Origin of the sequence: Paenibacillus nasutitermitis, assembly GCF_014641075.1 — a bacterium.
GTDB classification, from domain to species: Bacteria; Bacillota; Bacilli; order Paenibacillales; family Paenibacillaceae; genus Paenibacillus_Z; species Paenibacillus_Z nasutitermitis.
The window spans coordinates 487,610-509,556 of record NZ_BMHP01000004.1; the positions used below are offsets into that span (position 1 = coordinate 487,610).

The 21,947-nt window shown below is 51.9% G+C and carries 15 protein-coding genes; 10 read left to right on the forward strand and 5 right to left on the reverse strand.

The annotated features are described in order from the left end of the window. Positions 1–203: 203 nt before the first annotated feature. From IEY46_RS26745 to IEY46_RS26755, 3 genes are read right to left on the reverse strand one after another with little or no spacing between them, the layout of a single operon-like run. Entirely contained in the window at positions 204–1,259 is a 1,056-nt protein-coding gene (locus tag IEY46_RS26745) for an acyltransferase family protein (protein WP_188996937.1), read from the reverse strand. Positions 1,260–1,273: 14 nt separating this feature from the next. Continuing rightward, positions 1,274–2,062, reverse strand: coding sequence for a DUF4097 family beta strand repeat-containing protein (locus IEY46_RS26750; protein ID WP_188996939.1), 789 nt, complete (start codon positions 2,060–2,062; stop codon positions 1,274–1,276). Further along, positions 2,059–2,700, reverse strand: coding sequence for a TetR/AcrR family transcriptional regulator (locus IEY46_RS26755; RefSeq protein WP_188996941.1), 642 nt, complete (start codon positions 2,698–2,700; stop codon positions 2,059–2,061). Before IEY46_RS26755 ends, IEY46_RS26750 begins: the two co-directional genes overlap by 4 nt. Positions 2,701–3,212: 512 nt before the next feature. On the opposite strand from IEY46_RS26755, the gene IEY46_RS26760 reads away from it, so the two are divergent. The 7 genes from IEY46_RS26760 to IEY46_RS26790 all read left to right on the forward strand — a co-directional run bounded on the left by IEY46_RS26760 (position 3,213) and on the right by IEY46_RS26790 (position 14,368). Further along, a complete protein-coding gene (locus IEY46_RS26760) occupies positions 3,213–4,385 on the forward strand; it encodes a GntR family transcriptional regulator (RefSeq protein WP_188996943.1) in 1,173 nt (390 codons plus the stop codon). Positions 4,386–4,550: 165 nt separating this feature from the next. Beyond that, entirely contained in the window at positions 4,551–6,149 is a 1,599-nt protein-coding gene (locus tag IEY46_RS26765; RefSeq protein ID WP_188996945.1) for an ABC transporter substrate-binding protein, read from the forward strand. 58 nt (positions 6,150–6,207) lie between these two features. Next, on the forward strand, positions 6,208–7,107 hold the full coding sequence (locus tag IEY46_RS26770) for a carbohydrate ABC transporter permease (RefSeq protein ID WP_188996946.1): 900 nt from the start codon (positions 6,208–6,210) through the stop codon (positions 7,105–7,107). After that, a complete protein-coding gene (locus IEY46_RS26775; RefSeq protein WP_188996948.1) occupies positions 7,104–7,931 on the forward strand; it encodes a carbohydrate ABC transporter permease in 828 nt (275 codons plus the stop codon). Before IEY46_RS26770 ends, IEY46_RS26775 begins: the two co-directional genes overlap by 4 nt. 6 nt (positions 7,932–7,937) lie before the next feature. After that, positions 7,938–10,721 carry an alpha-mannosidase gene (locus tag IEY46_RS26780; RefSeq protein WP_188996950.1) on the forward strand — a complete coding sequence of 928 codons (2,784 nt, stop codon included), beginning with the start codon at positions 7,938–7,940 and terminating at the stop codon, positions 10,719–10,721. Positions 10,722–10,780: 59 nt separating this feature from the next. Beyond that, a complete protein-coding gene (locus tag IEY46_RS26785; RefSeq protein WP_188996951.1) occupies positions 10,781–12,886 on the forward strand; it encodes a glycoside hydrolase family 36 protein in 2,106 nt (701 codons plus the stop codon). A gap of 150 nt (positions 12,887–13,036) precedes the next feature. Further along, positions 13,037–14,368 carry a glycosyl hydrolase family 28-related protein gene (locus IEY46_RS26790; protein ID WP_188996953.1) on the forward strand — a complete coding sequence of 444 codons (1,332 nt, stop codon included), beginning with the start codon at positions 13,037–13,039 and terminating at the stop codon, positions 14,366–14,368. 77 nt (positions 14,369–14,445) lie between these two features. Here the strand turns inward: IEY46_RS26790 and IEY46_RS26795 are convergent, their stop codons facing one another. Both IEY46_RS26795 and IEY46_RS26800 read right to left on the reverse strand, forming a co-directional pair. Continuing rightward, positions 14,446–16,239: a cache domain-containing sensor histidine kinase gene (locus IEY46_RS26795; protein ID WP_188996955.1), complete on the reverse strand. Its 1,794-nt coding sequence runs from the start codon at positions 16,237–16,239 to the stop codon at positions 14,446–14,448. Next, positions 16,239–17,804: a response regulator gene (locus IEY46_RS26800; protein ID WP_188996957.1), complete on the reverse strand. Its 1,566-nt coding sequence runs from the start codon at positions 17,802–17,804 to the stop codon at positions 16,239–16,241. Before IEY46_RS26800 ends, IEY46_RS26795 begins: the two co-directional genes overlap by 1 nt. A 182-nt stretch (positions 17,805–17,986) precedes the next feature. Between IEY46_RS26800 and IEY46_RS26805 the strand changes: the two genes are divergently transcribed. From IEY46_RS26805 to IEY46_RS26815, 3 genes are all read left to right on the forward strand, one after another. Then, positions 17,987–19,909 carry an ADP-ribosylglycohydrolase family protein gene (locus IEY46_RS26805; RefSeq protein WP_188996959.1) on the forward strand — a complete coding sequence of 641 codons (1,923 nt, stop codon included), beginning with the start codon at positions 17,987–17,989 and terminating at the stop codon, positions 19,907–19,909. Between the two features lie 211 nt (positions 19,910–20,120). Continuing rightward, the gene (locus IEY46_RS26810; RefSeq protein ID WP_188996961.1) at positions 20,121–21,041 is read left to right on the forward strand and encodes an ABC transporter permease; all 921 of its coding nucleotides are present in this window, start codon (positions 20,121–20,123) and stop codon (positions 21,039–21,041) included. A gap of 12 nt (positions 21,042–21,053) precedes the next feature. Further along, the gene (locus IEY46_RS26815; RefSeq protein ID WP_188996963.1) at positions 21,054–21,938 is read left to right on the forward strand and encodes a carbohydrate ABC transporter permease; all 885 of its coding nucleotides are present in this window, start codon (positions 21,054–21,056) and stop codon (positions 21,936–21,938) included. Positions 21,939–21,947: the final 9 nt, after the last annotated feature.

A 21,947-nucleotide genomic window follows, 5' to 3' on the forward strand; every position in this document is an offset into this window, starting at 1 on the left:
GGTTAGAACTGTCTTTCAAATGTGTTTTAAACAAGGTTAACGACATGAAGGAAGTCCTGAATCCATATAAGGGTGAAGCGTGCTTCGAACGTGTAACCATTGAAAAAGCAATGGACAACGGCAAAGACAAGGAAGCAGGTGATTTTGTACTCACCCTATACTCTAAAATAATCCGTTGTTAAGTGTTCCCTTTCACGCCGCCCTCAGGCCTTGAGGCCAAAAAAGAACCGGATCGGTTTAATTCTGCGGATAATCTCATAGGTGGCGATACTCATGCCGAACGATAAAAAGGCAATAAGCACAAACGGTATAAAGCCGTGATGGATCTCCTTCAGAACATAATAGCCGATGATAATCAGATAAGTCTGATGCAAAATATAGACCGGGAAAGCGGCCGGATTAAAGTAGGTCATAAATGCGGATTTCCGGTTCAAATACCTTTTCCCGTACCCGAGCACCGCAAGCAGAGCTGCCCAATTTAAGAGCAGATGCAGAGAGGTAAAAGCAAAACCAGACTGGCTTCCAATCATGTAGATTTCCCAAAAAAGAAGGGCTGTTCCCAATAGTGCCGCTGCAAGATAGAGCTTGCGGTGTTTCGCAATCAGGTCGATGATCGTATCGCGGGTTGCCATGAAGAAGCCTAATATAAAATACCCGGCGTAGAGAAAAATGTTCTTGCCGCTCACATCCGGCAGGGCGGCAAGAATGGTCAATCCTGCAAATGGCAGGAGAATGAGAAGGGGGTGCTGCATCCAGGACGGTGAATATTGGTTTTTAATAACGTTAAGCATCAGTGGTAAAAGACCAATCGAGATGAGAAAAAGAAACAGGATAAACCATAGATGCGCCGGGGAAATGCCGCCGGCATATTCGGACCAATTGGAAATATCGGTAAAGTAGCTTTTCAGAAAGGAGAGGTAGCTTTCCTGTTCGTTCAGATGAAACCTTTTTGCATAATAACCCTGTGGAGGGACGATAACCAGAACGCCAATAAAAAGCGGGATCAGCAGCCTTAAGAACCGCTCTCTGACAAAATTTCTTGCCGTTCTCCGCTGAAGCGCATATAAGCTGGACATGCCGGCCAGAAGAAAAAGCAGCGGCATAAACCAGAAGGAGGAATGAACCACAATGGATGAAAAAACATTCGTTTCCCCTTTAATATAGAACGGGCTGATGTCATCAAAAATTCTTGCCGTATGATAAAGGAACAAATACAGAATGCCTATATTTCTTAGCCAATCCATGTAATCTTTGCGCATGGTGCATCCTCTCCCTACTTTCTGTTGACGGACATGTTACCCGAATCGGATTCCATAACAATTTTATTGGGGGAGGTGTCATCGCTTTTGAGATTGCTGTCCCATTTGCCTTTCCATTTGAGGTCAAGCGCAATATCATTTTGAAGAATATAGGCGATGCTTCCGGATGAGCTTGTGGAACTTGCGTTTAATTTCTCCAGCTTGTCACTGAACACGATATGGCTGCTGCCGTTATCCGCTTTCGTTTCCAGCTTTGCTGTTATTATCTCCTCCAAACGAATGGCCCCGGACGTAGAATGTGCCGAAAGCTCGTCGCTTGTGATTTCTTTCAAGTTGATTGCCCCGTTCTCGGATTGAACAACGATAGCCCGGCTATTCATATGTTCAACCACTATTTTGCCATTTTGGCTGGAAACAAAGGTTTGATCAAGTCGAGGTTCTGTCCCTGTCGTTTGAACCTTCACATAGACGTCCAAGCTGTTGTTAAAGTTAAAATTCAGGGGCTTATGAAATCCGGTTTGCTTAATGACAAGAGAATTATTATTGGAATCGATGCTGATCTGGCTGCTGTCATACTTGCCTTTGGCAACGACTTCAACTTCTGTTTTGTTTTCCCGGCCTTCTACCGACTCGATATGGACTTTGGCATTCTCGACGTCGACCTGAATGTTTTGGATATCGGTTGCCGTATAACTTTTATTGCTCGTGGCTGCGGTCAGGGATTTTATGAACATATACCCAAGACAGGCAGCGGCAATAACGATTAGTAAAAGGATAGTTGAGACTTTTCTGTTGATGTTCATTCTGTTCGATCCCCCCATGAAGCTTCCATTTGTTTGATAACGGAGTTAAGTCCCGCAGAATAGATGTTCAGCAACTGATCCACAAGCTTGTTGTACGTCTCTCCTTCCTCGTTATCCCTAAGAATGAGGCACAGCCCTTCCACGAGCGAAGTGGATAACATCCGTGCCAACGCTGTTTCATAATCGGTCAGACGCTCATTTTCCCTGGCCTTCAAAATCATACTTTCGATAACGGAATGCGATAGTTTGATCAAGTCTGGCTTTGCGTGCTCGTACCTGGTGCCTTCGCTCCGGTTAAACACGATGGTCATTTCAGCGGTGAAGGTCTTGAACAAATCGATAAGCGTTGATTCGATTTTACTGTAATACTTAAGCACGTCAGGGGTATCATTTCTGTAACTGAAGTTGATCTTTTGACGCATTTCAGCCATATTGGCCTCATATTTCTCATAGACGGGCTGAACAAGCTCATCGAATAATTCATCCTTATTCTTGTAGTAACGATAAACATTGCCGATCGCGACTCCGGCGGCCCCGGCAATATTGCGCATCGAGGCCTTCACGTAACCCTCCTTGTTGAATTCGGCCAATGCCGCCTTCCGTATTCTGCTGCGAATCTCTTCCTTTAGAGTTTGCATGAACTATCACCTGCTACCTTAAGAGTTCAAAAGAGAACGAGTGGTTCGCTATTGATAATATGAATTATAGCATCTCCTGTACCGAGTGAAATCCGTCTTAGGTCTAGTTGGGATGATTCCAAAATCATCTCGGAATCCAGGCAGAAAAAATTGAAAGGGAGATAATTAGAAACACTATACTTATTGAAGAATGGCAGAATGAATTAAATCAATTGGAAAATAAGATTACAAAATTTAATGTGACCAAAGAAAAAGAGGACGTTGAGGCAAGGCTGAGCTTTTCTGGAAAAGTAGCAGAGGCATTAACCGAATAAGGTCATGACGCAGAAGCAAGTGTTGCACCTGACGGTAGACAACAGCAGGCTATATCGCTCGCTTCTGAAAACCGTGCTGCCATACTTGACCGTGGTCTGGGTGGCGGGGATCTCTTTGCATTGTAAATTGCATTTGCATTTGACATGATAAATACAATATGGGTATGATATTTGTATCAATTTTTGCGGGGGATAATTATGGAGCAAGAGTCAAGAACGCCATTGTACCACACTGTTCAAGAATATATACGCGGCAAAATCCATAGCGGGGAGTTCAAGCCGGGCGACAAAGTTCCGACCGAGCACGAGTTGAAAAGCCAATTTAACGTCAGCAGAATGACGATTTCGACCGCGATGATTCATTTGGCCAAAGATGGGTTGATCCGTCGCATTCCCGGTCGGGGCACCTTCGTGACCGGACCCGACGAACGGGCGGCCGGGCTGGAAAGGAGCAGCAGCGATTCTGCGCAAGAGGGCGAATCCGCCTTGAACGTGAAGAAGGAGGAGCCGTCGCGTCGAATCGGTCTGATCATGCCCACCATCGACAGCATGTTCGCCATGCGGATCGTAAACAGCGTGCAGTACGCGCTCAATGATTCGGGATACAGTCTTGTTGTCGGCATGACCAACAATTCCAAGAAGCAGGAGAGGGATGTCATCCGTTCATTCATCGAATCGGGAGTCGATGGGCAGATTATTTTTCCGGTGGACGAGCATACGTATAACGAAGAAATCTTGTCGCTCAAGCTCCAAGGATATCCCTTCGTGCTGATCGACCGTTACTTGCCCGGCGTCGAGACTAATTTTGTCGGCTCGGACAACCAGGCCGGAGCGCAGCTGGCCGTCTCCCATTTGTGGGAGCTCGGCCATCGGGAGATTGCTGTCTGTTCGGGAATCGACTTTCCCGCCGTGACGATTCGGGACCGGCTTGACGGGTATGTGAAAGAGCTGACGGCGCGGGGCGCGCTTATCAACCCTTCTCTTATGCTGTCGGATATTGATATCAAAAATCTTCCCTTCGACAGCGACCATCCCTTATTCCGGTACATCAAGGCACGTCACGCAACCGGCTATCTGGCGCTGCATTCATCGATCGCACTGCTGATTTATCAGGCGGCCAAAGCATGTGGCCTGCGCATTCCCGAAGATATTTCAATCGTTTCGTTCGATAATCCGACCTCGCTCCAGGACGAGTTCGCTTACTTTACTTACGTGGATCAGTCGGAAGAAGCAAGCGGACGCAGAGCGGCGGAAATGATCGTGAAGCTTCTGCAGAAGGGATCCCGGAACAAGGACCGGGAGGCTGACCCCTATGCCAGAACAATCATTGCTCCGACATTGAAAATAAATCATTCGACAGGCGTTCGCTGAACGTCCTCTCGAACCCGACCATAGCGGCGAAACCCATGATAACAAATCATGGGTTTCGCTATTTGTTTTTTATTGACAATTATTAGTCATATACTTATAATTGCAATAAGACAAACATGATATATAAATACATGTTTGATTAATTGAAGGGTGAGGAGATTTGACATGGGAATTAAGCAGCGCATGGGGAGTATGCTTATCAGCATTGGACTGGTCAGCGGTTTGTTGACGGGGTGCACCGGTTCTTCAAACGATCCTTCCGGCAATCCGGGGAATACGGGAGGGACAGCGACCGATTCGGCTTCGAATGAAAGCGCAACCAAAGGGGCGTTGAAAAGGACTTTGCGAGTCGTCACCTTTATGGAGGAAGACTGGGGAGACCAACTGCGGGTGGCGATCGAGAATTACAAGGCCGTTCAGCCCAATGCAAAAATTGAACTGGAGTCGATGCCCTATCAGAATTATGCTGAAGCGATCAAAGCGCAGATGGTCGGCGGCATTTCCGCCGACCTGATTCAGGCCGAGCCGGCGATGACAAGCGCTTTCGAAAGCGCGGACGGCATGCTGGCGCTGGACGAATACCTCGACCAACCCAATCCTTATTCGAACACGGGCAAGTCGTGGAAGGAAGATTTTATCGCGCCTTTCCTCGATTCGTCCCGTAATGCCGCAGGGCAAGCCAAGATCGTTCCATGGTCTCTCGTTTGGGTCGGATTGGTGTACAACAAGGATGCCTATGCCAAAGCCGGTATCGCTGAGCCGCCGGCAACGTGGAACGATTTTCTGACGGCCAATGAGAAGTTGAAGACAGCCGGATACCAACCGTTCTATACAGCCATCAAAAACAACGACGCGCAAACGTGGTGGATGTTCCAGACGATGCTCAATGCGCTGTTCCGGCCGAAAACCGAACAGATCAACTTGCGCCATGCGGAAGGGTGGAAGTACGCCTACGACGATCCAAACAGCACGAATGGAGAGATACTTACGGTCGACGAGCTGTACGTGGCATTCAAGAAAGGGTTGATCGACCCGGCCAAGGCTCCGGAATATCGCAAGGCATTGGAGTTGATGCTGCAGATGGAACCGCATTTTAACGACAATCTGCTTACAGCGGACGGCTCGGAGATCGATCCCAAGTTTCTGTCGCAGACTACCGCGCAGAAGTACACCGGCACATTCGGCTTCGGCAGCCTCGACAGCGAGTTGGCCAAGCTGGAGCAAGAAGGTAAAAGCGATAACGTGTTCAAGTGGGATGCCGTCAATTTCCCTTCGATTACGTCAGACAATGCCGCCGAATTGACGGCAGGCGGGTTAAATCCGTTGTCAGGTTTGCGTAACGGCTGGGTCGTCAGCGGAAAGTCCGAACAATCCGAGCTCGCTATCGATTTCCTGCGATTTTTGACCGCTGCGGACCAAGTCAGCAAGCTTTATGAAGTGAAGCGGGAGAAAAGAGATAACAGCTTGCAGCCGGACGCTTCGGCCGTTGCGGACGTCAAGTATGCCGGTGAAGCCAAAAAAGTCGATGCCGCACTGAAGTACGCCGAACTGCCGATATACGGCTTCGGTTCACCGCCCGTGTTTGATACGGGCAAGGACTTTGAGGAGTTTCTGTCGCAATGGCAAGGATTGTGGTCCAAAAAGTTGACGATCGACGAGTTCTTAAAGAAGCGGAGCGACTCAAATTTAGCGGCGCTCGAACGCAATATGAAGCAATTCGCCGATCAGGTCGACCAAGCGTTCATCGACAGCGAGCTTAACTAAAGACGAGCCGGGAGAGGGGCTTCCCTCTTCCGGCTTCGAAAAACGGTGGGAGGCAACCATGCAAGACACTTTGAAGGCTGTGTACAAGGCCAGGTATTTGTATCTGTTTCTGGTTATCCCTTTTGCTTTTATTGGGTTATTTATTCTGTACCCGTTTATCCGCGGCTTCCAGGTCTCCCTGCTCGAATGGAGTGGAGGGGCGAAGTCGACGTTCGTCGGATTGGACAATTATAAAAAATTGTTTATGAACGAGCCGCTGCTCGGGAGAGCGGTGAAGAACATTCTGATCCTGACAGCCGCGAGCGTGGCGCAGGCGGTAGGCGTCTCCTTCGTATTGGCCTGGACGATTCATCATATCCGCAATGCCCGCAGCAAGTACGCGTTCCGAATTCTCGTCATTGTACCCTCGCTTATTCCCGCGGTGGTCGGCTATCTGCTCTGGAAGAAGTTTTACGATCCGGACGGGCTTGTCAACCGGCTGCTGGGCGTGGTCGGACTGGACAATCTGCAGCAGGCATGGCTCGGGGATACAGCCGTCGTCGTAACCGCCATCGCTCTGGCCGGATTCCCTTGGGTCAACGGGGCTAACACGCTGATTTATTTGGCCGGATTTCTGCAAATCCCGAAAGAAATGTACGAAGCTGCCAAAATGGATGGCGCCACGGTATGGAGAACGCTGCTGCACGTGGAAATCCCGATGATCGCCGGGCAGACGCGCATCCTGTTTCTGCTATCGCTCATTTTCTCGCTGCAAAATTACGACAACGTGTTTCTGCTGACGCAAGGTGGGCCGATGGACGCTTCGGTCGTACCGGGCATTCTGTTGTACAAAAACGCATTTGTGTTCGGAGACTACGGCTATGCATCGGCGATCGGTGTCTTTATTTTCTCCTTCGTCTTTCTGCTCACCTTGATTAGCATGCGCATGTCGAAAAAAGACGGGGAGATGGCGGGATGAGAAGCAATCGAACGGCCGAGTTTCTGCGTTACGCGATCGTCATTGCGCTGCTTGCAGCGACCTTTTATCCGATTTTGTTCATGCTCTTCACGTCGGTGAAGTCGACCGGCAGCTTCGCGCTGAACTTCTTCCTGCCGGACTTGACGGCCATTCACTTCGACAATTACATGAAAGCGGCGCCGAACGTGCTGCCTTACATCTGGAACAGTGTCAAGGTATCCGTGCTGAGTGTGGCCGGAATTCTGTTCGTCGGTTCGGGATCCGCCTACATTTTCGCCAGATTTCGGTTTCCGGGCAAAGAAATACTGTATCAGATTCTGATCTCGATGATGATGATCCCGAGCATTCTGACGTTCGTGCCTTCGTATCTGCTGATGAGGGATCTGGGATTGCTGAATACGCACTATGCGTTGATTCTGCCAGGCATTGCGCTCGGTTTGGCTTTTGCGGTGCTGCTGCTTCGCACGTTTTTTGAGAGCATCGATCAGGGCTTGATCGAAGCGGCGCGGATCGACGGCGCAAAGGAATTCCGCATTTTGATCCAACTCGTGCTTCCTCTGACGATTCCGATGATTTCGACGGTAGGCATTTTGAGCATTCTGCGTACGTGGAACGATTTTCTGTGGCCGCTCGTGACGCTCAGCAAGGATAGTTTGCGGACGCTGCCGGTCGGACTGGCGTTCATGGTCGACAAGCCGGGCGTCAGCCAGTTCACCGTTATGATGGCGGGCTATACGATCGCTTCCGTCCCTCTGATCATACTGTTTCTGTTTGCGATGAAGCCTTTTATGGATGGCATTAATGCAGGTGCGATAAAAGGATAACATACCATGAAAGGTTTGATGGATATGGGCAGTTTAGAGAAAATTCATGTTGTTTCGCATACGCATTGGGACCGGGAGTGGTACCGCGATTTCCAGGGCTTTCGAAAGCGGCTCGTATATCTGGTTGACGAGCTGCTGGACGTCATGGAGCGCGATCCGGAATACCGTTACTTCACGATGGACGGCCACACGGTGCTCATCGACGACTATCTTGAAATCCGTCCGGAAAATAAAGACCGCCTGTTCGCGCTGATCCGATGCGGCCGAATCGTTGTCGGTCCCTGGTATGTGATGCCGGACGAATTTCTCGTCAGCGGGGAGTCGCTGATCCGCAACCTGCTGACCGGGTTCCGCCGGTCGCGCGAATACGGAGCCCAGCCGATGCGCAGCGGCTACGTGCCGGATATCTTCGGGCATAACAGCCAGCTTCCGCAGCTGCTGCAGGGCTTCGGGATCGACAACGCCGTCCTCTTCCGGGGCTTTAAAGGCAAGGATCAGGCGGCGGAGCTGCGGTGGCGGGGAGCGGACGGCTCGAGCGTTCTCGCTCTTCGTCTTGACGAGGATCGATCGTATGGCGATTTTTATTTCTTTATCCGCTGGCCGTTTGCGCCGGACGGATTCCGGTACGACAACGAACGATTGGCCAGGCAAGCGATGGAGATGAAGCATTACAAAAGCGCGCGGGCCACGACTACGGTCGGTCTCGGCCTGGACGGTGTTGATCATGTGGAAATCGAGCCCGATATGGCACGGCTGCTGCAGACGCTGAATAAGGCGGACAAGGTCGGTTTGACGTTTGTCCACTCCACATTGGAGAAATATTTGGACGAGCTGCGTCCGCTGCTGGGCGATCTGGAGCTGCGCGAAGGCGAACAGCGTTCTCCCGGTCAGGCGGGGCTGAACAATATGGTGCTCGCCAACGTGCTGTCCTCGCGCTCGCCCTTGAAGCGCGATAATTGGCAGAACGAGCAGCGGCTCGAAACGTGGGCGGAGCCCTGGAGCGTATTCGCTTATCTTTCGGCAGGCAAAGCTTACCCGAAACGGTTTCTGGCGCAATCTTGGGAATGGCTGCTGCAAAATCATGCACATGATTCGATCTGCGGTTGTTCGATCCGTCAGGTTCACAAGGATATGGAATACCGGTTCGATCAAAGCCGTCTGCTGTCCGAGGGCGTGATCGAGGAGCAGCTGCGTTTTATCTCCAACCATATCAACGTCTCCTCCATACGGGGGGAGCGGACGGTTACCGTATTCAATCCAATGAGATTCGAGCGCAGGGGCGTTGTCCTGTTCGATTTTTTCGTTCCCGCGGACAACCTTTCGAAGCTGCCCGGACCTTCGGTCGGAGCGGGAGGCTTCCGGATTTACGACGACAGCGGCGAGGAGCTGAGCTATCAGATTGTGGACGTTGCCCGCAACAAGACGCGAAGCTGGCGGCCTTACCGCGACATCCCGTATGCGGATCAGGCCGATTGGTACCGGGTCGCCGTTGATACAACCATACCGTCTTACGGATATCGCACGTTCGGCGTGGAAACCGTTAAGTCCCGCACACCCGGTCCCGGCGAATATACGGGCGCAGCACTCGTCGCGCCGATCAGACATCCGGGTTCGCTGCGGACGGGCGAACTGACTTGGGATAACGGTCGGGTCGGATTAACAGTTCATCGCAACGGCTCCGTTACGATCGAAGACCATCACACGGGGGCGAGCTACGCGGGCCTGCACCTCTTCGAAAGCGACGGCGATGTCGGAGAAGGCTGGAACCGCATCGCTCCCGAGCTCGACGCCGTTTACGGATCGTGGAGCGGCGAAGCGGTCGTTTCCATCCAAGCGGACGGTCCGCATGTGGCAGTGATCGCGGTGGAAATAAAGCTGCCTGTTCCGGTCAGCGCGGTTCCAGGAGAGACGCGCCGCAGCGCCGACCTGATCACGCTTGCCATCCGGACGACGATTGAGCTGCGGAAGGCCGATCCGCTCGTACGCTTCCACACAAGCATCGTCAATACGGCCAGAGATCATCGCGTCAGACTGCGGTTTCCGACCGGCCGGAAAGCGGACCATTACTATACGAGTACGCCTTTCGATTTGGTCCGGAGGGAGCGCCGAAGTCCGGATTACCGGGATTACATGGAAACTGACGCAAAGGTTGTTCCGCATAACGGGATTGTGGCGATCCATGACGACAAGGCGGGGCTGGCGATTGTGAGCAAAGGACTTTATGAGGCGGCGATGACCGAAGAGGACGCGGCAACGGCATTGTTGACGCTGTATCGTTCCACGCGCAAGGAAGTGCTTACCGATGGAGACGACAGCGGCCAATTGCTGCAGGAGCTGACATTCGACTACGCGGTTATGCCTTATGCGCCTGGTCCGGCTGTCGCGGAAAGCCTGTTGAGCGGCTGGCAAGCTTATGTGCAAGAGATTCGTTATCTGGATCGGGACAAGGACAAGGTCGTTCGGGAAGATCCATTCCGCTCGACATTCGTGTTTCCCCCATCGTTCTCGTTCCTGACGCTTGAAGCTTCGGAAGGCGTTCAACTGACCGCGCTGAAGGCTGCGGAGGATCGGGGGGGCAGCATCGTCACAAGATTGTTTAATGCGACGCTGACCGATCAGGAGATTACGCTCCGTCTGTGCAACCGGCCTCTGCGTGCCTATCGTGTCAATCTGGACGAGCAGCGGATCGGAGAGCTTCGGCTTTCCGAAGAAGGCTTGCGGTTTGCCGTCGGGGCGAAGAAGCTGGAGACGATCGAGCTTGTTTTTGCGGAAGAAGAGGGATGCGGGTAAGCTGCTCCAGACGGAGCCAAATACATGGGGACTTAGGATCCCGCAAGGAGAAACGTAGAATGCTGCCATTGACTGTCGCGTTGGAAGCGAAAGATTGTTGTCGGGAAATTCGGATTGATGAAACGGGCACGCTGCGAACGGCGTCGCTGCGGTATCGGGAAACCGAATTGCTGCAGGAGGGCGGAGACGAATTCATATTCGCCGGCCGCCTGAACGAGTCGATGCGTTTGTTCAGGAGCGAGCATTTCCGTTACGTCTCGCATGAACGCATTGCCCAGTCCGATATGGACAAGTGGATTTTTCGCCTGGAGTTGAAGCCGCAGGCGGAGCAGCAATTCGTGCCCTTTGGCCCTCAGTCGTGGGATTTGCCGGGTGGCGGTCTACACATCGAACTGACGTATGCCGCGTATCACGATGTTCCGGTCATTCGCAAGTGGCTCGCCATTCGCAGTCAATATCCTTCACCTTTTCGATTGGAATACATGACGTGGGAAGATATCAAGCTTATACCTGGCGACGGCCGCCAGGTATACCACCGCTTTTTCACTGCAGCGTCCGCTTGGGCCGAAGACACCATGGACGAAAGCGCGATGGCGGCATTTTGGCCGGAGCGCGGCGTCGGCGTCATTGTGGCGACCGAAGCGCCGGGCGCGATGAAGCGTCTTGAATTGTTCAAGGACGGCGACCGCGCCCGGGTATCTTATAACTTTGACGAAGAAACGGTCTTCGAATGGGCGCTGAGGGAAGGAGAAACGTTTGAGACGGACGCCTCGTTCCTGCTTCCCTTCGGCGGATCGGTTCAGGATGCGGTGGACGGGCCGTTCCGGGCGTTCGTAGCCGGGAAGCTGGCGATTGTCAAAGCGGCGGATGTTCCGACTTTTACCGTCAATACGTGGGAAACGTTTCAGATCGAGATTACGGAATCAATCGTCCTGGACAACATCGCCGTCGCAGCGGAGCTTGGCATCGACGCTTATCAGCTGGATTTCGGCTGGCATGTGGATCATGGCGACTACCGCCCGCATCCCGTCAAATTTCCAAACGGACTCGAGCCGATCGTCGACGCTTGCCGCAAGCATGGGATGAAGCTGGGGCTGTGGATGTCCGTGCCAAATGTGCATCTGGAATCGGAAGTGGCCAGGCTCCATCCCGAATGGATACAGCGCGACGAAAACGGCGGCCGCAGCCATATGATCGGCTGGACGGATACGGCCATCATGTGTCTGCAATCTTCTTACAGCGATTGGATCATCGAGCAGATCGACGCGGTCGTCAAACGATATGGCGTGTCCTTGCTGAAGCTTGATCTGGCGTCGGTACGGGACCCTTACAATCCGGGCAAAATGATCGGCTGTCACGCACGCGATCATGATCACGAGACCGTCAAATCTACACATCTGGGTCTCTATCGGAGCATGTTCCGGATTATGGACGAGGTGCGGCGAAGAAACCCGGATTGTTTGATCGATTTGAGCTTCGAGCTGTACGGCGTTCTGCATGGAACCGATCTGGCGCATATCCAGCATGCCCACCAGAACTGGATTACGAATCAGGATACGGCGTGGCTGGAGCCTTTCCGGCGGCTCATTCATACCCGCAGCCGGATCGTACCGAGCTATACGCTCAACTTCGGCGCATGTCATCTGACGGATCCTCTGGCAAAAACGTACGGCTTTTGGTCGGTGCTCCTTGCGCACGGTCTCTACTACGGGGACTTGCGGAAGCTGTCCGAAGAGGATAAGCAATATTATCGCCACTGGTTCGATTGGGTCAAAGCTTACCGGCAGCGCTGCGACTTCTACGCTTGGTTCAAAGTATCCGACGCGCTGCGCGCCCCGGATTGCCCCGAGCATGCGGACCGGCGGTTCCACCCTTATGTCACGGTCGGCGGACGTATTCACACGCAGTCGGCTATATGGGACGGAGCGGCCAAGCTGTCTCCTGAGGGGGAAGGTCTTGTGCTGCTGTTTCGTCCGGAGGCTTGCGGCGACGAGGAGGAGACAGTTCGTTTTCCGTGGATGGATGCGGACGGAGCGTACCGGCTGTACGATGTGCTGGGCGATACGCAGATCGGACAATACCGTGGTGAGGAGCTGCGGGAAGGCATTCGGCTGCGTATTGCCGAGGCGCCTGGAACACTGGTTGTCGATTGCCGGCGTGCCTGATCAGGCGGATCTGAAGGGAGGTGACAGAAGCCTTAACCACTCGGGGCCATTCAAATCCATGCGTCACAGCGGTCCGCCATCGTCGGACGGACCGTTCTTAAGCACGGGCAATTATCAAGCTGGCTTTTAAATCGAAGAGGAGGCAATAAGATGATGAGGCTGTTGAAAAGTAGCAAGAAATCAGTAAGCGTTTGGCTGGCGTTTGTTTTGTTAGTTGGGATCGCCGTGATTGCTCCGGGAGGAGTTCAGGCGGCGGGCACGAGCGACATTAACGTGAAGGCCGCTCCCTACAGCGCGGTCGGAGACGGTGTCGCGGACGATACGACGGCTATTCAGAATGCCATTAATGCCGCTCAGAGCGCGGGCGGCGGCGTTGTCTTTTTTCCGAAAGGAACCTACAAGATCAGTTCGACCCTCCGTGTAACCGCACATAACGTGCAATTGGAGGGAACGGGCAAAGGATCGGTCGTTTTCCTGAACAAAAGCACGGACGCGGTCATTCATATCGGCGACACGACCGATATGCACAATACGACGCACAATAAAGTGAAAAATTTGACCATCGACCGTTCTGTCGCTCCGAACAGCAACGTTACGACATCGCCGTCCTACGGCATTCGCATCGACCGTGCGCGCTTCACAACACTTGAGGGAGTCACGGTTTACAATGCCGCATACGGAATTTCCGTCGGCGTGAAGAACGATTCGGGTCTGAACACGCAGTTCGTAACGATCCAGAACAGCCTCGTCATGACCACGGGCAGTATGCGGACAACTTCGGTATTACCGGGGGCCAACATCGTGTTTTGGTCCGGCGCCGACTACAAGCTGACGTCGACATTCCTTGAGCCGACGAACGTCGGCATCATGATGGATGGGAACTCCAATGGGATCAATATCGACAAAACAACCGTCATCAACGGCGCAGCTTACAACTATGGAATTGTCAGCGGGGGTACCGGATTTGCGCGTTATATCGTCAACTGTATAGTCGAGAACGCCCATCATCAGCAAATTTACATCGCTGGCGGCTCGAGCCGCGTGACGGTGGCCGATTCGTGGATCGGCGCGGGAGACGAGGAGGGGACATCGACCCGAAAGGGCATCCTGATCGAGGAAGGCACCAACAAGATTACGATTGCAGACAACCGCATCGGCGACCAGCAGCTGCAAGCCATATACTCCAAGGGCGACAACGTCACAATTACAGGCAACATCCTCGAACGCAATGTGGTGTACAACCGGACGAACCCGGCCAACTGCACGACTTGCGACAGCCTGCAGATCGAAGGCGGCAAGCACGTCATTGTTAGCAATAACCGCGTGTTCAGCGATTACGACCGCAACGGCATTGGACTGTTCGACGACGGGGCGCGAACGCTGAATTATTACATCATCACCTCGAACGATACGTCCGAATCCGGCAGCGGCATTCAAGACAGCGCGACGGGAACGAACAAAGTCGTCGCCAATAATTTATAACGATCTTCCGGGCAAGCCATAGGTCTATTCGAAAAGACACCGAGCGAATCGGTGTCTTTTTTCAACCTATAAGAGAGTCAGTGGTTGTCAGTTTCAGCATTGGCAGGAAAATATAGCTCGACCGTTGTCCCTTTCTGATATTCGCTTGTCAGACGCAGATCGTATGGCTCGCCATAGGTCAGCACCAGTCGTTCCCTTACGTTGCTCAGTCCGAATCCGTGAATGGAATCGGGCTCTGTTTTGTTATGGAGCAAACTGTCCAGCCGTTCCGGAGGTATTCCGATTCCGTCATCGGCGATTGTCAGTCGTATGGTCTTGTCCGTTAGCGTGCCGGAAATCCGTATGGTCCCATTCTGATTCGGCTTCTCCCGCAGGCCGTGCAGAATGGCGTTTTCCACCAAAGGCTGCAGCGTCAATTTCAGAACGGGATAAGTCATCAGCTGCTGCGGAATGTCGAGAACAAGCGCGATCCCTCCATCGAAGCGCATATTCTGAATATCAACATAAGCTTTGACGTGTTTAAGCTCATCCTGCAGGGGTACAAATTCCTTGCCTTTGTTTAATCCGAGCTTATAAAAGTCGGTAAGTGAAACGATCATTTTCGATATTTCCGGAACTTGGCGGTCGATGGCCAGACAATTGATAAGATCCAGCGAATTATATAGAAAATGGGGATTGATTTGCGCCTGAAGCGTTTTTAGTTCCGCCTGCTTCAACGCTTTTCCGGACTCGAACTGGTCATCGACGAGGCGGGATATTTTCCCGATCATAAAGTTGAAGCTGTTCATCAGCTGTCCAATTTCGTCGTTTCCTTGATGAGTGACTGTAAGGGGCTCCAGATCCCCCGATTGCACATTCCGCATTTTCCGGGACAGCCGGTGAATGCTTTTTGTGCTGAGCTTCGCCAAATAATAGGCAAGGAAATAGGCGATCGTCGCAATGGCGAACATGACCAACAGCATCTGGTCTCTTTGATTGTGAACCGCTGTGAAGACACTGCTCAGCGGAACAACGGAAACGAGATTCCAATCTGTCCTGGCAATGGGCTGCCTGCTTACGAGGAGATCCTGTTTGTCCACATTTATGGTTGACCATTGTTGTTCAGGAATATCGGCTGCTAATCGCTCTTGGGAAATCCGGATACGAGGATCATCGGAGCCGGAGCTCGCAATAATATCGCCGTTACCATTTTGCAAATAAACGGAGCTGCGTGTCGAGATTTTGGCACTGGTCAGAATGCGGTCCAGTGAGCTTTGCGGAATGTCGATTCTGCAAATGCCTGACTTCTGCGAGAGACTCCGCAAGTTCCAAACAAATCTCGCGACGGATACAAGCCGGTCCTCTTCACGGTCCGAACGTATTTCCCCCAAGGGAGGGTTGAACCAGACCGTCGTCGAGCTGGAATGGTTGAGATCCTTGAACCACGCTTCTTTTTTGATTGATTCCATACTGAACAAATTGATCCGCTCATCCGTGTAAATCGCCTCATTATTGAAATACAGACGGATATGATACAGCTCTTTGTTTCGTTCCAAATTGTTCAGAAAAAGCTCAAGGTTCTGGTAATCCCGCAGCTGTTCATTGATATTGTAGTTGTCGGTGCGGCTGCTGATAATTTCGTTAATCATGCTGTCCATCGATACGATATCCAGCGTGTTCACCATTTGAGCGACTTTGTTCGATACGGCGGAAGCGGCTTCTTCGAACAGTTGATTGGCGGAAATCATCGTTTGTTTTTTTACCAGAGATGAGATTTGCATGTACGAGAACATGGTATAGGAGCTGAGAGGCAAAATAATGAGAATGCCATAGGTTAAAAACAGTTTTTGCTTGAGGGACAGATTACCAAACCAGCCGTAGAAGAAGGCCATCACATACGGTTCCTTGCTCTGAACTCCGCCAGGGTCATTCCCAATTCTTTTTTGAACACTCTGGCGAAATATTTGGGGTCCGAGTACCCGATTTTCAAAGCGATCTCAGTTTGTTTGTATTTATGCTGCATCAGCAGCGATTTGGCCCGTTCCAGTCTGGACTTCGTAATGAACTGGCTGATGGTCGTCCGGCTCTCTTTCTTGAACAGGAACGAGATATAATTGGGTGACAGAAAAAAATGCCTGGCGACAGCATGGACGGACAGCTCCCGGTCCTGCAGATGGTCCAGAATGAACTGTTTGATCTCCAAGGCAAGCTGCGGCATTTCATGATCGCTGCGCAATTGGGCAAAGGCGGCGGTCATCCATTTCTTGACGAGTTGTCCAAGCTCCGGAAGCGTTGAAGTGGCGAACAATGGCTCCCAAATGAATGTCCGCTCTTGCGGCAAGTCTGCTGCAGACCGCTCGGAAGATACCCGCAGCTCCTCCAACACCCCGTTCATTCCGGCAATGAGCCGATACAAGCCGTTCTTCACATAACGGACCGGAGTTGATGGGGATGATGCAATTCCATTCAATATGAAATCGATGGTGCGGAGCGCTTCTTCCATCTGGTTTTGTTTCAGGCAGCGGATGAAGAAATCAATAACGCCTTCCTCGAACACATAGGAATCCCCCGGAACTTCAGCATGCGCGACCACGGACCCGTAACCGGCATAGAACAGGCTGTCGAGCAGCACGAGAGCGGATTCATAGGAACGGTAGAGATTCTCTACGCCTTGCACCTGGTTGCCGACAGCCATAAACACTTCCTCTGTCTCAGCCGCATCGCCGATGCAAAAGGCACGAAGACCGGACATCAGGTTCGTCTCTTCACCAGGTGCCGCCAGACTGAAATGAAGAACGACAAGATGGTGGTCAATCGGGCCGGACAGCACCATAAAGCCGTAGCCGGAAAAGTGGTCCGCAAGCCGCCTCATAATAGCCGTCCGACGGGCCAGCTTCTCTTCCATGCCGCTGACATGATCCAGATTAAACTCGGCCAGCACGGTCCGGTACGTTCCATCTGCCGCCAAGCCAAACGGCTGGAGGGATGTGCTCCAACTGGTGTCCGCCGATCCGGGACTGCATAAATCCAGGGCAAGCTTCTGCTTGAGAAGGGCGGACATTTCCTGTTTCCTCCGGTGTTCTTCCAGGCAGGAATTTGCCGCCTTTTGCACCACTCTAATAATATCTTCCAGAACGAGAGGTTTCTCGATAAAGTCAACCGCAGATAATTGAATCGCTGATTTAAAATATTCCTTATCCGTGTAAGCGCTTAAATAAATGAGTTTGCATTCCGGATGCAGGTCGTGTACGCGTTTGCCCAATTCGATTCCGTCCATCACCGGCATCCGGATATCGCTCAAAATCAGGTCCGGCGCCGTCCGGCTTACCAGCTCCAACGCATGCGCCCCGTTATGGGCTTGCTCCACACTGTCGAACCCTAATGATTTCCAAGGCACATGCGTGCAGAGAGTCTCTCGTGTCATCCGTTCGTCATCCACTACGATGGCTCTGAGCATTCCTTTTCCTCCCGATTGTCCAATCTATCACCATCGTAAGGGATAGACCGATTGTTTGGCAATTGCTGATAAACGGAATGAAAAAAAGAGCATAGAATTTTGCTCCTTTCGTTGTTTTTTCAGCCTGTCGCCGGCTGCGGAACCGGCTTAAAATACGGGTAGACCGAGGAGGAGCTGAACAAATGATACTTTCTTACGACAATTATTTGGACAAGGTATATGGAGCGTGGCTGGGGAAAAGCATCTCCGGAACGATAGGCGCCCCATTTGAGGGGCGGAAAGAACTGTTCGACTACAGCTATGATGTCAAAGCATTAAAGGAGATGCTGCCGAACGACGATCTTGATTTGCAGGTCATATGGCTGCATGCGCTTGAGGAGAAAGGAATCCATCTCACGTCTGTTGATCTGGCGGAAGCGTTCTACTCGCTGTACCCTTTTGTGCCTGGTGAATATGCCTATTTCAAGAAGAATTATGCCCGGGGCATCATGCCTCCGTTATCGGGGGCGTTTAACAACCGGTATTATATCAACGGTATGGGATGCCCGATCCGCTCGGAGATTTGGGCCTGCATCTGCCCGGGCAATCCGGAGCTTGCAGCGGAATATGCCGGGAAGGATGGCGTGCTCGATCACGCGGGAGATTCGGTTCACGCCGAGCGTTTTTGGGCGGCGATGGAAGCCGCTGCTTTCTTCGAGAACGACCTTGGGACTTTGATCCGGACCGGAATGAAATATCTGCCCCAAACCTCGAAAATTGAAAGACTCGTCAAGCATACGCTGCAGTGGTCGCAGACGGAGCCGGACTGGAGAGTGGTGCGATCGTGGATCCTGCGCGACTACGGTCATCCGGATTGCACCAACTTGTATCAGAATATCGGATTTACGCTGCTCGCGCTTCTATATGGGCATAACGATTTTCTGGAGACGACCATGATTGCGCTGAACTGCGGGTTCGATACCGACTGCAGCTGCGCAACGGCGGGCGCTCTGCTCGGCATTATTTCGGGAGCGCATCATCTCATTGAAACCTATCAATTCTATGATACAAGCTACAAATTGGATGCCCGCGTAAAGAGAAGAAGCAATCTGCTGAAGGACCTTGCGGAGGATACCTGCCGCATCGGATTGACTGTTGCGTCTGAGCTGAACCGGGAGATTGAAATTGCCGATGCTCCTCAGCTAACGCCGGTATCCGCCGGGCGGCCTGCTCCGGCCGTCCGGCTGGCTGTCGATTATGAGGGCGATCCGGTGATCGGCTGGAACGAAAGCAAGATGCTGTCGCTCTTGGTCACAAATGGAACGGAAGCCTCCGTCGACGGTAAAATCGCCATCAAGGTTCCAGCCGGCTGGAACCTTGAGATATCGGAAACGGAAGTGGCGATTCCGGCCGGACAGTCTGCCAGAATCGGCTTGCGGCTGTGCATTCCGGACACAGTTGAGCAGATGTGTGAGAAAAATATTTTGCGAGCCGAATTCGCTGGCGCTTCGCTTGAATTCGGGCTGAACGGGGCGCAGGTATGGAAGGTGTTCGGGCCATTCTGGGAAAATTATGCGGAAGTTCCCAGAACGGAGCTCGGGGAGTTTTATTACAGCCATATCAAGGGCGAGACGCCCGACCGGACAGCCGATCTTGTCAGACAATACCATCTCAACACGAAGGTGCAGCCGGACTATCCGTATATCGCCGATATCGGAAGGATCGGCCTCAGGCAGGATTATGTCGTTGCGAACATCAAGGAGGATCTGTTCGAGCTATCCGATCTGATCGGATTTCAAGGACCATGCGTGGTATACGCCATCCGGCGTATCCGTCTGGATGAAGAGCGGGAGGTGAATCTTCTCATCGGCCATTCGGATGCTTATACGTTGTGGCTGAACGGGGAGAAAATCAGCGAGGTGGAACATGCCGATTGGTGGACGGCGGAGAATCGTCATCTCTCCAGCATTCATTTGCCCAAAGGAGACAGCGAGATCGTTCTCAAATGTGTCCGTCGCAGCAGACTCGCCGAATTCAGTCTCATTTTCACGGAAACCGGCTCTTTCTTTCCCCATCATATCCCGGATCTGGTTTCGGTTATCGAACCGAGGGCAAACCATGATTGATCCGGCACAGCTGAAGAATCCACCCAAGGGGGATATGAAGCAGCGGCTTCGCCGATCCAGGGCGGACCTGCAGTGACTCCCCTCTCAAGGTTATGGCAAATGCGTTGGAATTTCGTCTTTTCGTTGTTTTTTCAATCTACCGGACAAAAATAAAAGCGTTTACAATTAAGGCATATCCAAGAGAAGACGCGAGAAAACAGGAGCGATAAAGATGACGAAGCGCGGTATTATCGCAGAATTGAAAAAAAACAGGGTGCTGTATGGAATGCTGCTGCCCGCCATTTTGTTTTATTTGGTGCTCTCTTACCTGCCGATGACCGGGCTTGTCGTTGCTTTCAAGCAGTTCCGCTATGATAAGGGACTGTTCATGAGCCCGTGGATCGGCACCCGCAATTTCGACTTTTTCTTCCTCTCCGGGAAAGCCTGGATCATTGTGAAAAACACGGTGTTGTACAATGCGGCATTTATTATAACCGGGATTGTCCTGCAGATCCTGATCGCCGTCATCCTGGCGGAGCTCGGAGGGAAATATGTCAAAAAGCTGATCCAGACGACCCTGCTGTTTCCTTATTTCATCTCATGGGTCATTGTCGGCATTATGGCTTACAATCTGCTGAATTTTGAATTCGGCTCCGTCAACACGCTGCTGAAAGCGCTCGGGCTGGAACCCGTGGACTTCTATAACCGTGAAGGGTTCTGGAAATATATTCTGGTCTTCTTTAACAACTGGAAATCGGTTGGCTTCGGATCCCTTGTTTATTTCTCGGTTATCGTAGGCATCGATCCCAGCATCAAGGAAGCGGCGGAGATCGACGGCGCAAATATTTTTCAGCGGATACGCCGGATTACGCTGCCTTCCCTGACTCCGGCGACGATCATATTGACACTACTCGCAATTGGAAATATTTTCAGGGGAAACTTTGACCTGTTCTATCAACTGATCGGCAATAACGGTATTCTGTTTGATGCAACGGATGTCATCGATACCTACGTGTTCAGATCCTTGATTAAATCATCCGATATCGGCATGTCCGCAGCCGCAGGCTTGTTCCAATCCGTCATGTGTTTTGTGGTCATCATGGTGACTAATTATTTCGTAAAAAAAACAAATCCGGATTATTCCCTTTTTTGAGGAGAGTGGCTCATGAAGCATCTAGGCTCCGACAGGTTCTGGTTTCACGTTCTGGGGTATTCGATCATCGGTTTCTGTTCCCTGCTCTGCATCATCCCCGTGCTGTTCATTGTAGCGGGGTCGTTCACCAATGAAGAGGAGGTCATCCGCACCGGGTACAGCCTGCTTCCCCGGGAATGGTCGGTTGCGGCCTACCGGCTGGTGTTCGAGGTGCCGGGCGAGCTGCTACATGCAGGGCTGATCTCGGTATCGCTCACCGTTATCGGTACGACCGTCGGGCTGTTTCTTACCGCCATGACGGCATATGCGCTGCAAAGAAAAACGTTGAAATACCGGAACGTCATTTCCTTCTACATTTATTTTACTTCCGTCTTCAGCGGCGGTCTGGTTCCCTATTATATCGTGATGGTGTCGTACCTGCACATGAAAAACAATTATTTGGCGCTGCTGATTCCCCTGCTCTTGAATGTGTTCAATATCCTGGTTATGAAAGGTTTTTTTGCTTCCCTTCCGGAGGAAATTGTGGAGTCAGGAAAAATCGACGGAGCTGGCGAATTCACCGTATTCCGCCGGCTCATGATTCCGATTGCCAAGCCGGGGCTGGCCACGATCGGATTGTTCATCGCGCTGGCATACTGGAATGATTTTTTCAGCTCGATTCTGTTCATTACGAATCAGAATCTGATCACGCTGCAGTATTATTTGTACAATCTATTGAATAAAGCCGATTCCATTCAGCAAATGACGCAGATGAGCGGCATTGCAGTGGCGGATTTTCCGAAAGAAACGGTAAAGCTTGCCGTCACGTCGCTGGTCATTGCGCCGATCCTGATCGTTTTCCCGATCGCACAGCGGTTTATTGTCAACGGCGTTACGCTTGGAGCTGTAAAGGGATAATATCAGGCG

Coding starts and splice junctions, on each gene's coding strand:
- IEY46_RS26765 (WP_188996945.1), top strand. CDS start 4,551: ATGGGAATTAAGCAGCGCATGGGGAGTATGCTTATCAGCATTGGACTG.
- IEY46_RS26760 (WP_188996943.1), top strand. CDS start 3,213: ATGGAGCAAGAGTCAAGAACGCCATTGTACCACACTGTTCAAGAATAT.
- IEY46_RS26805 (WP_188996959.1), top strand. CDS start 17,987: ATGATACTTTCTTACGACAATTATTTGGACAAGGTATATGGAGCGTGG.
- IEY46_RS26785 (WP_188996951.1), top strand. CDS start 10,781: ATGCTGCCATTGACTGTCGCGTTGGAAGCGAAAGATTGTTGTCGGGAA.
- IEY46_RS26795 (WP_188996955.1), bottom strand. CDS start 16,239: ATGGCCTTCTTCTACGGCTGGTTTGGTAATCTGTCCCTCAAGCAAAAA.
- IEY46_RS26815 (WP_188996963.1), top strand. CDS start 21,054: ATGAAGCATCTAGGCTCCGACAGGTTCTGGTTTCACGTTCTGGGGTAT.
- IEY46_RS26780 (WP_188996950.1), top strand. CDS start 7,938: ATGAAAGGTTTGATGGATATGGGCAGTTTAGAGAAAATTCATGTTGTT.
- IEY46_RS26755 (WP_188996941.1), bottom strand. CDS start 2,700: ATGCAAACTCTAAAGGAAGAGATTCGCAGCAGAATACGGAAGGCGGCA.
- IEY46_RS26800 (WP_188996957.1), bottom strand. CDS start 17,804: ATGCTCAGAGCCATCGTAGTGGATGACGAACGGATGACACGAGAGACT.
- IEY46_RS26750 (WP_188996939.1), bottom strand. CDS start 2,062: ATGAACATCAACAGAAAAGTCTCAACTATCCTTTTACTAATCGTTATT.
- IEY46_RS26775 (WP_188996948.1), top strand. CDS start 7,104: ATGAGAAGCAATCGAACGGCCGAGTTTCTGCGTTACGCGATCGTCATT.
- IEY46_RS26790 (WP_188996953.1), top strand. CDS start 13,037: ATGATGAGGCTGTTGAAAAGTAGCAAGAAATCAGTAAGCGTTTGGCTG.
- IEY46_RS26745 (WP_188996937.1), bottom strand. CDS start 1,259: ATGCGCAAAGATTACATGGATTGGCTAAGAAATATAGGCATTCTGTAT.
- IEY46_RS26770 (WP_188996946.1), top strand. CDS start 6,208: ATGCAAGACACTTTGAAGGCTGTGTACAAGGCCAGGTATTTGTATCTG.
- IEY46_RS26810 (WP_188996961.1), top strand. CDS start 20,121: ATGACGAAGCGCGGTATTATCGCAGAATTGAAAAAAAACAGGGTGCTG.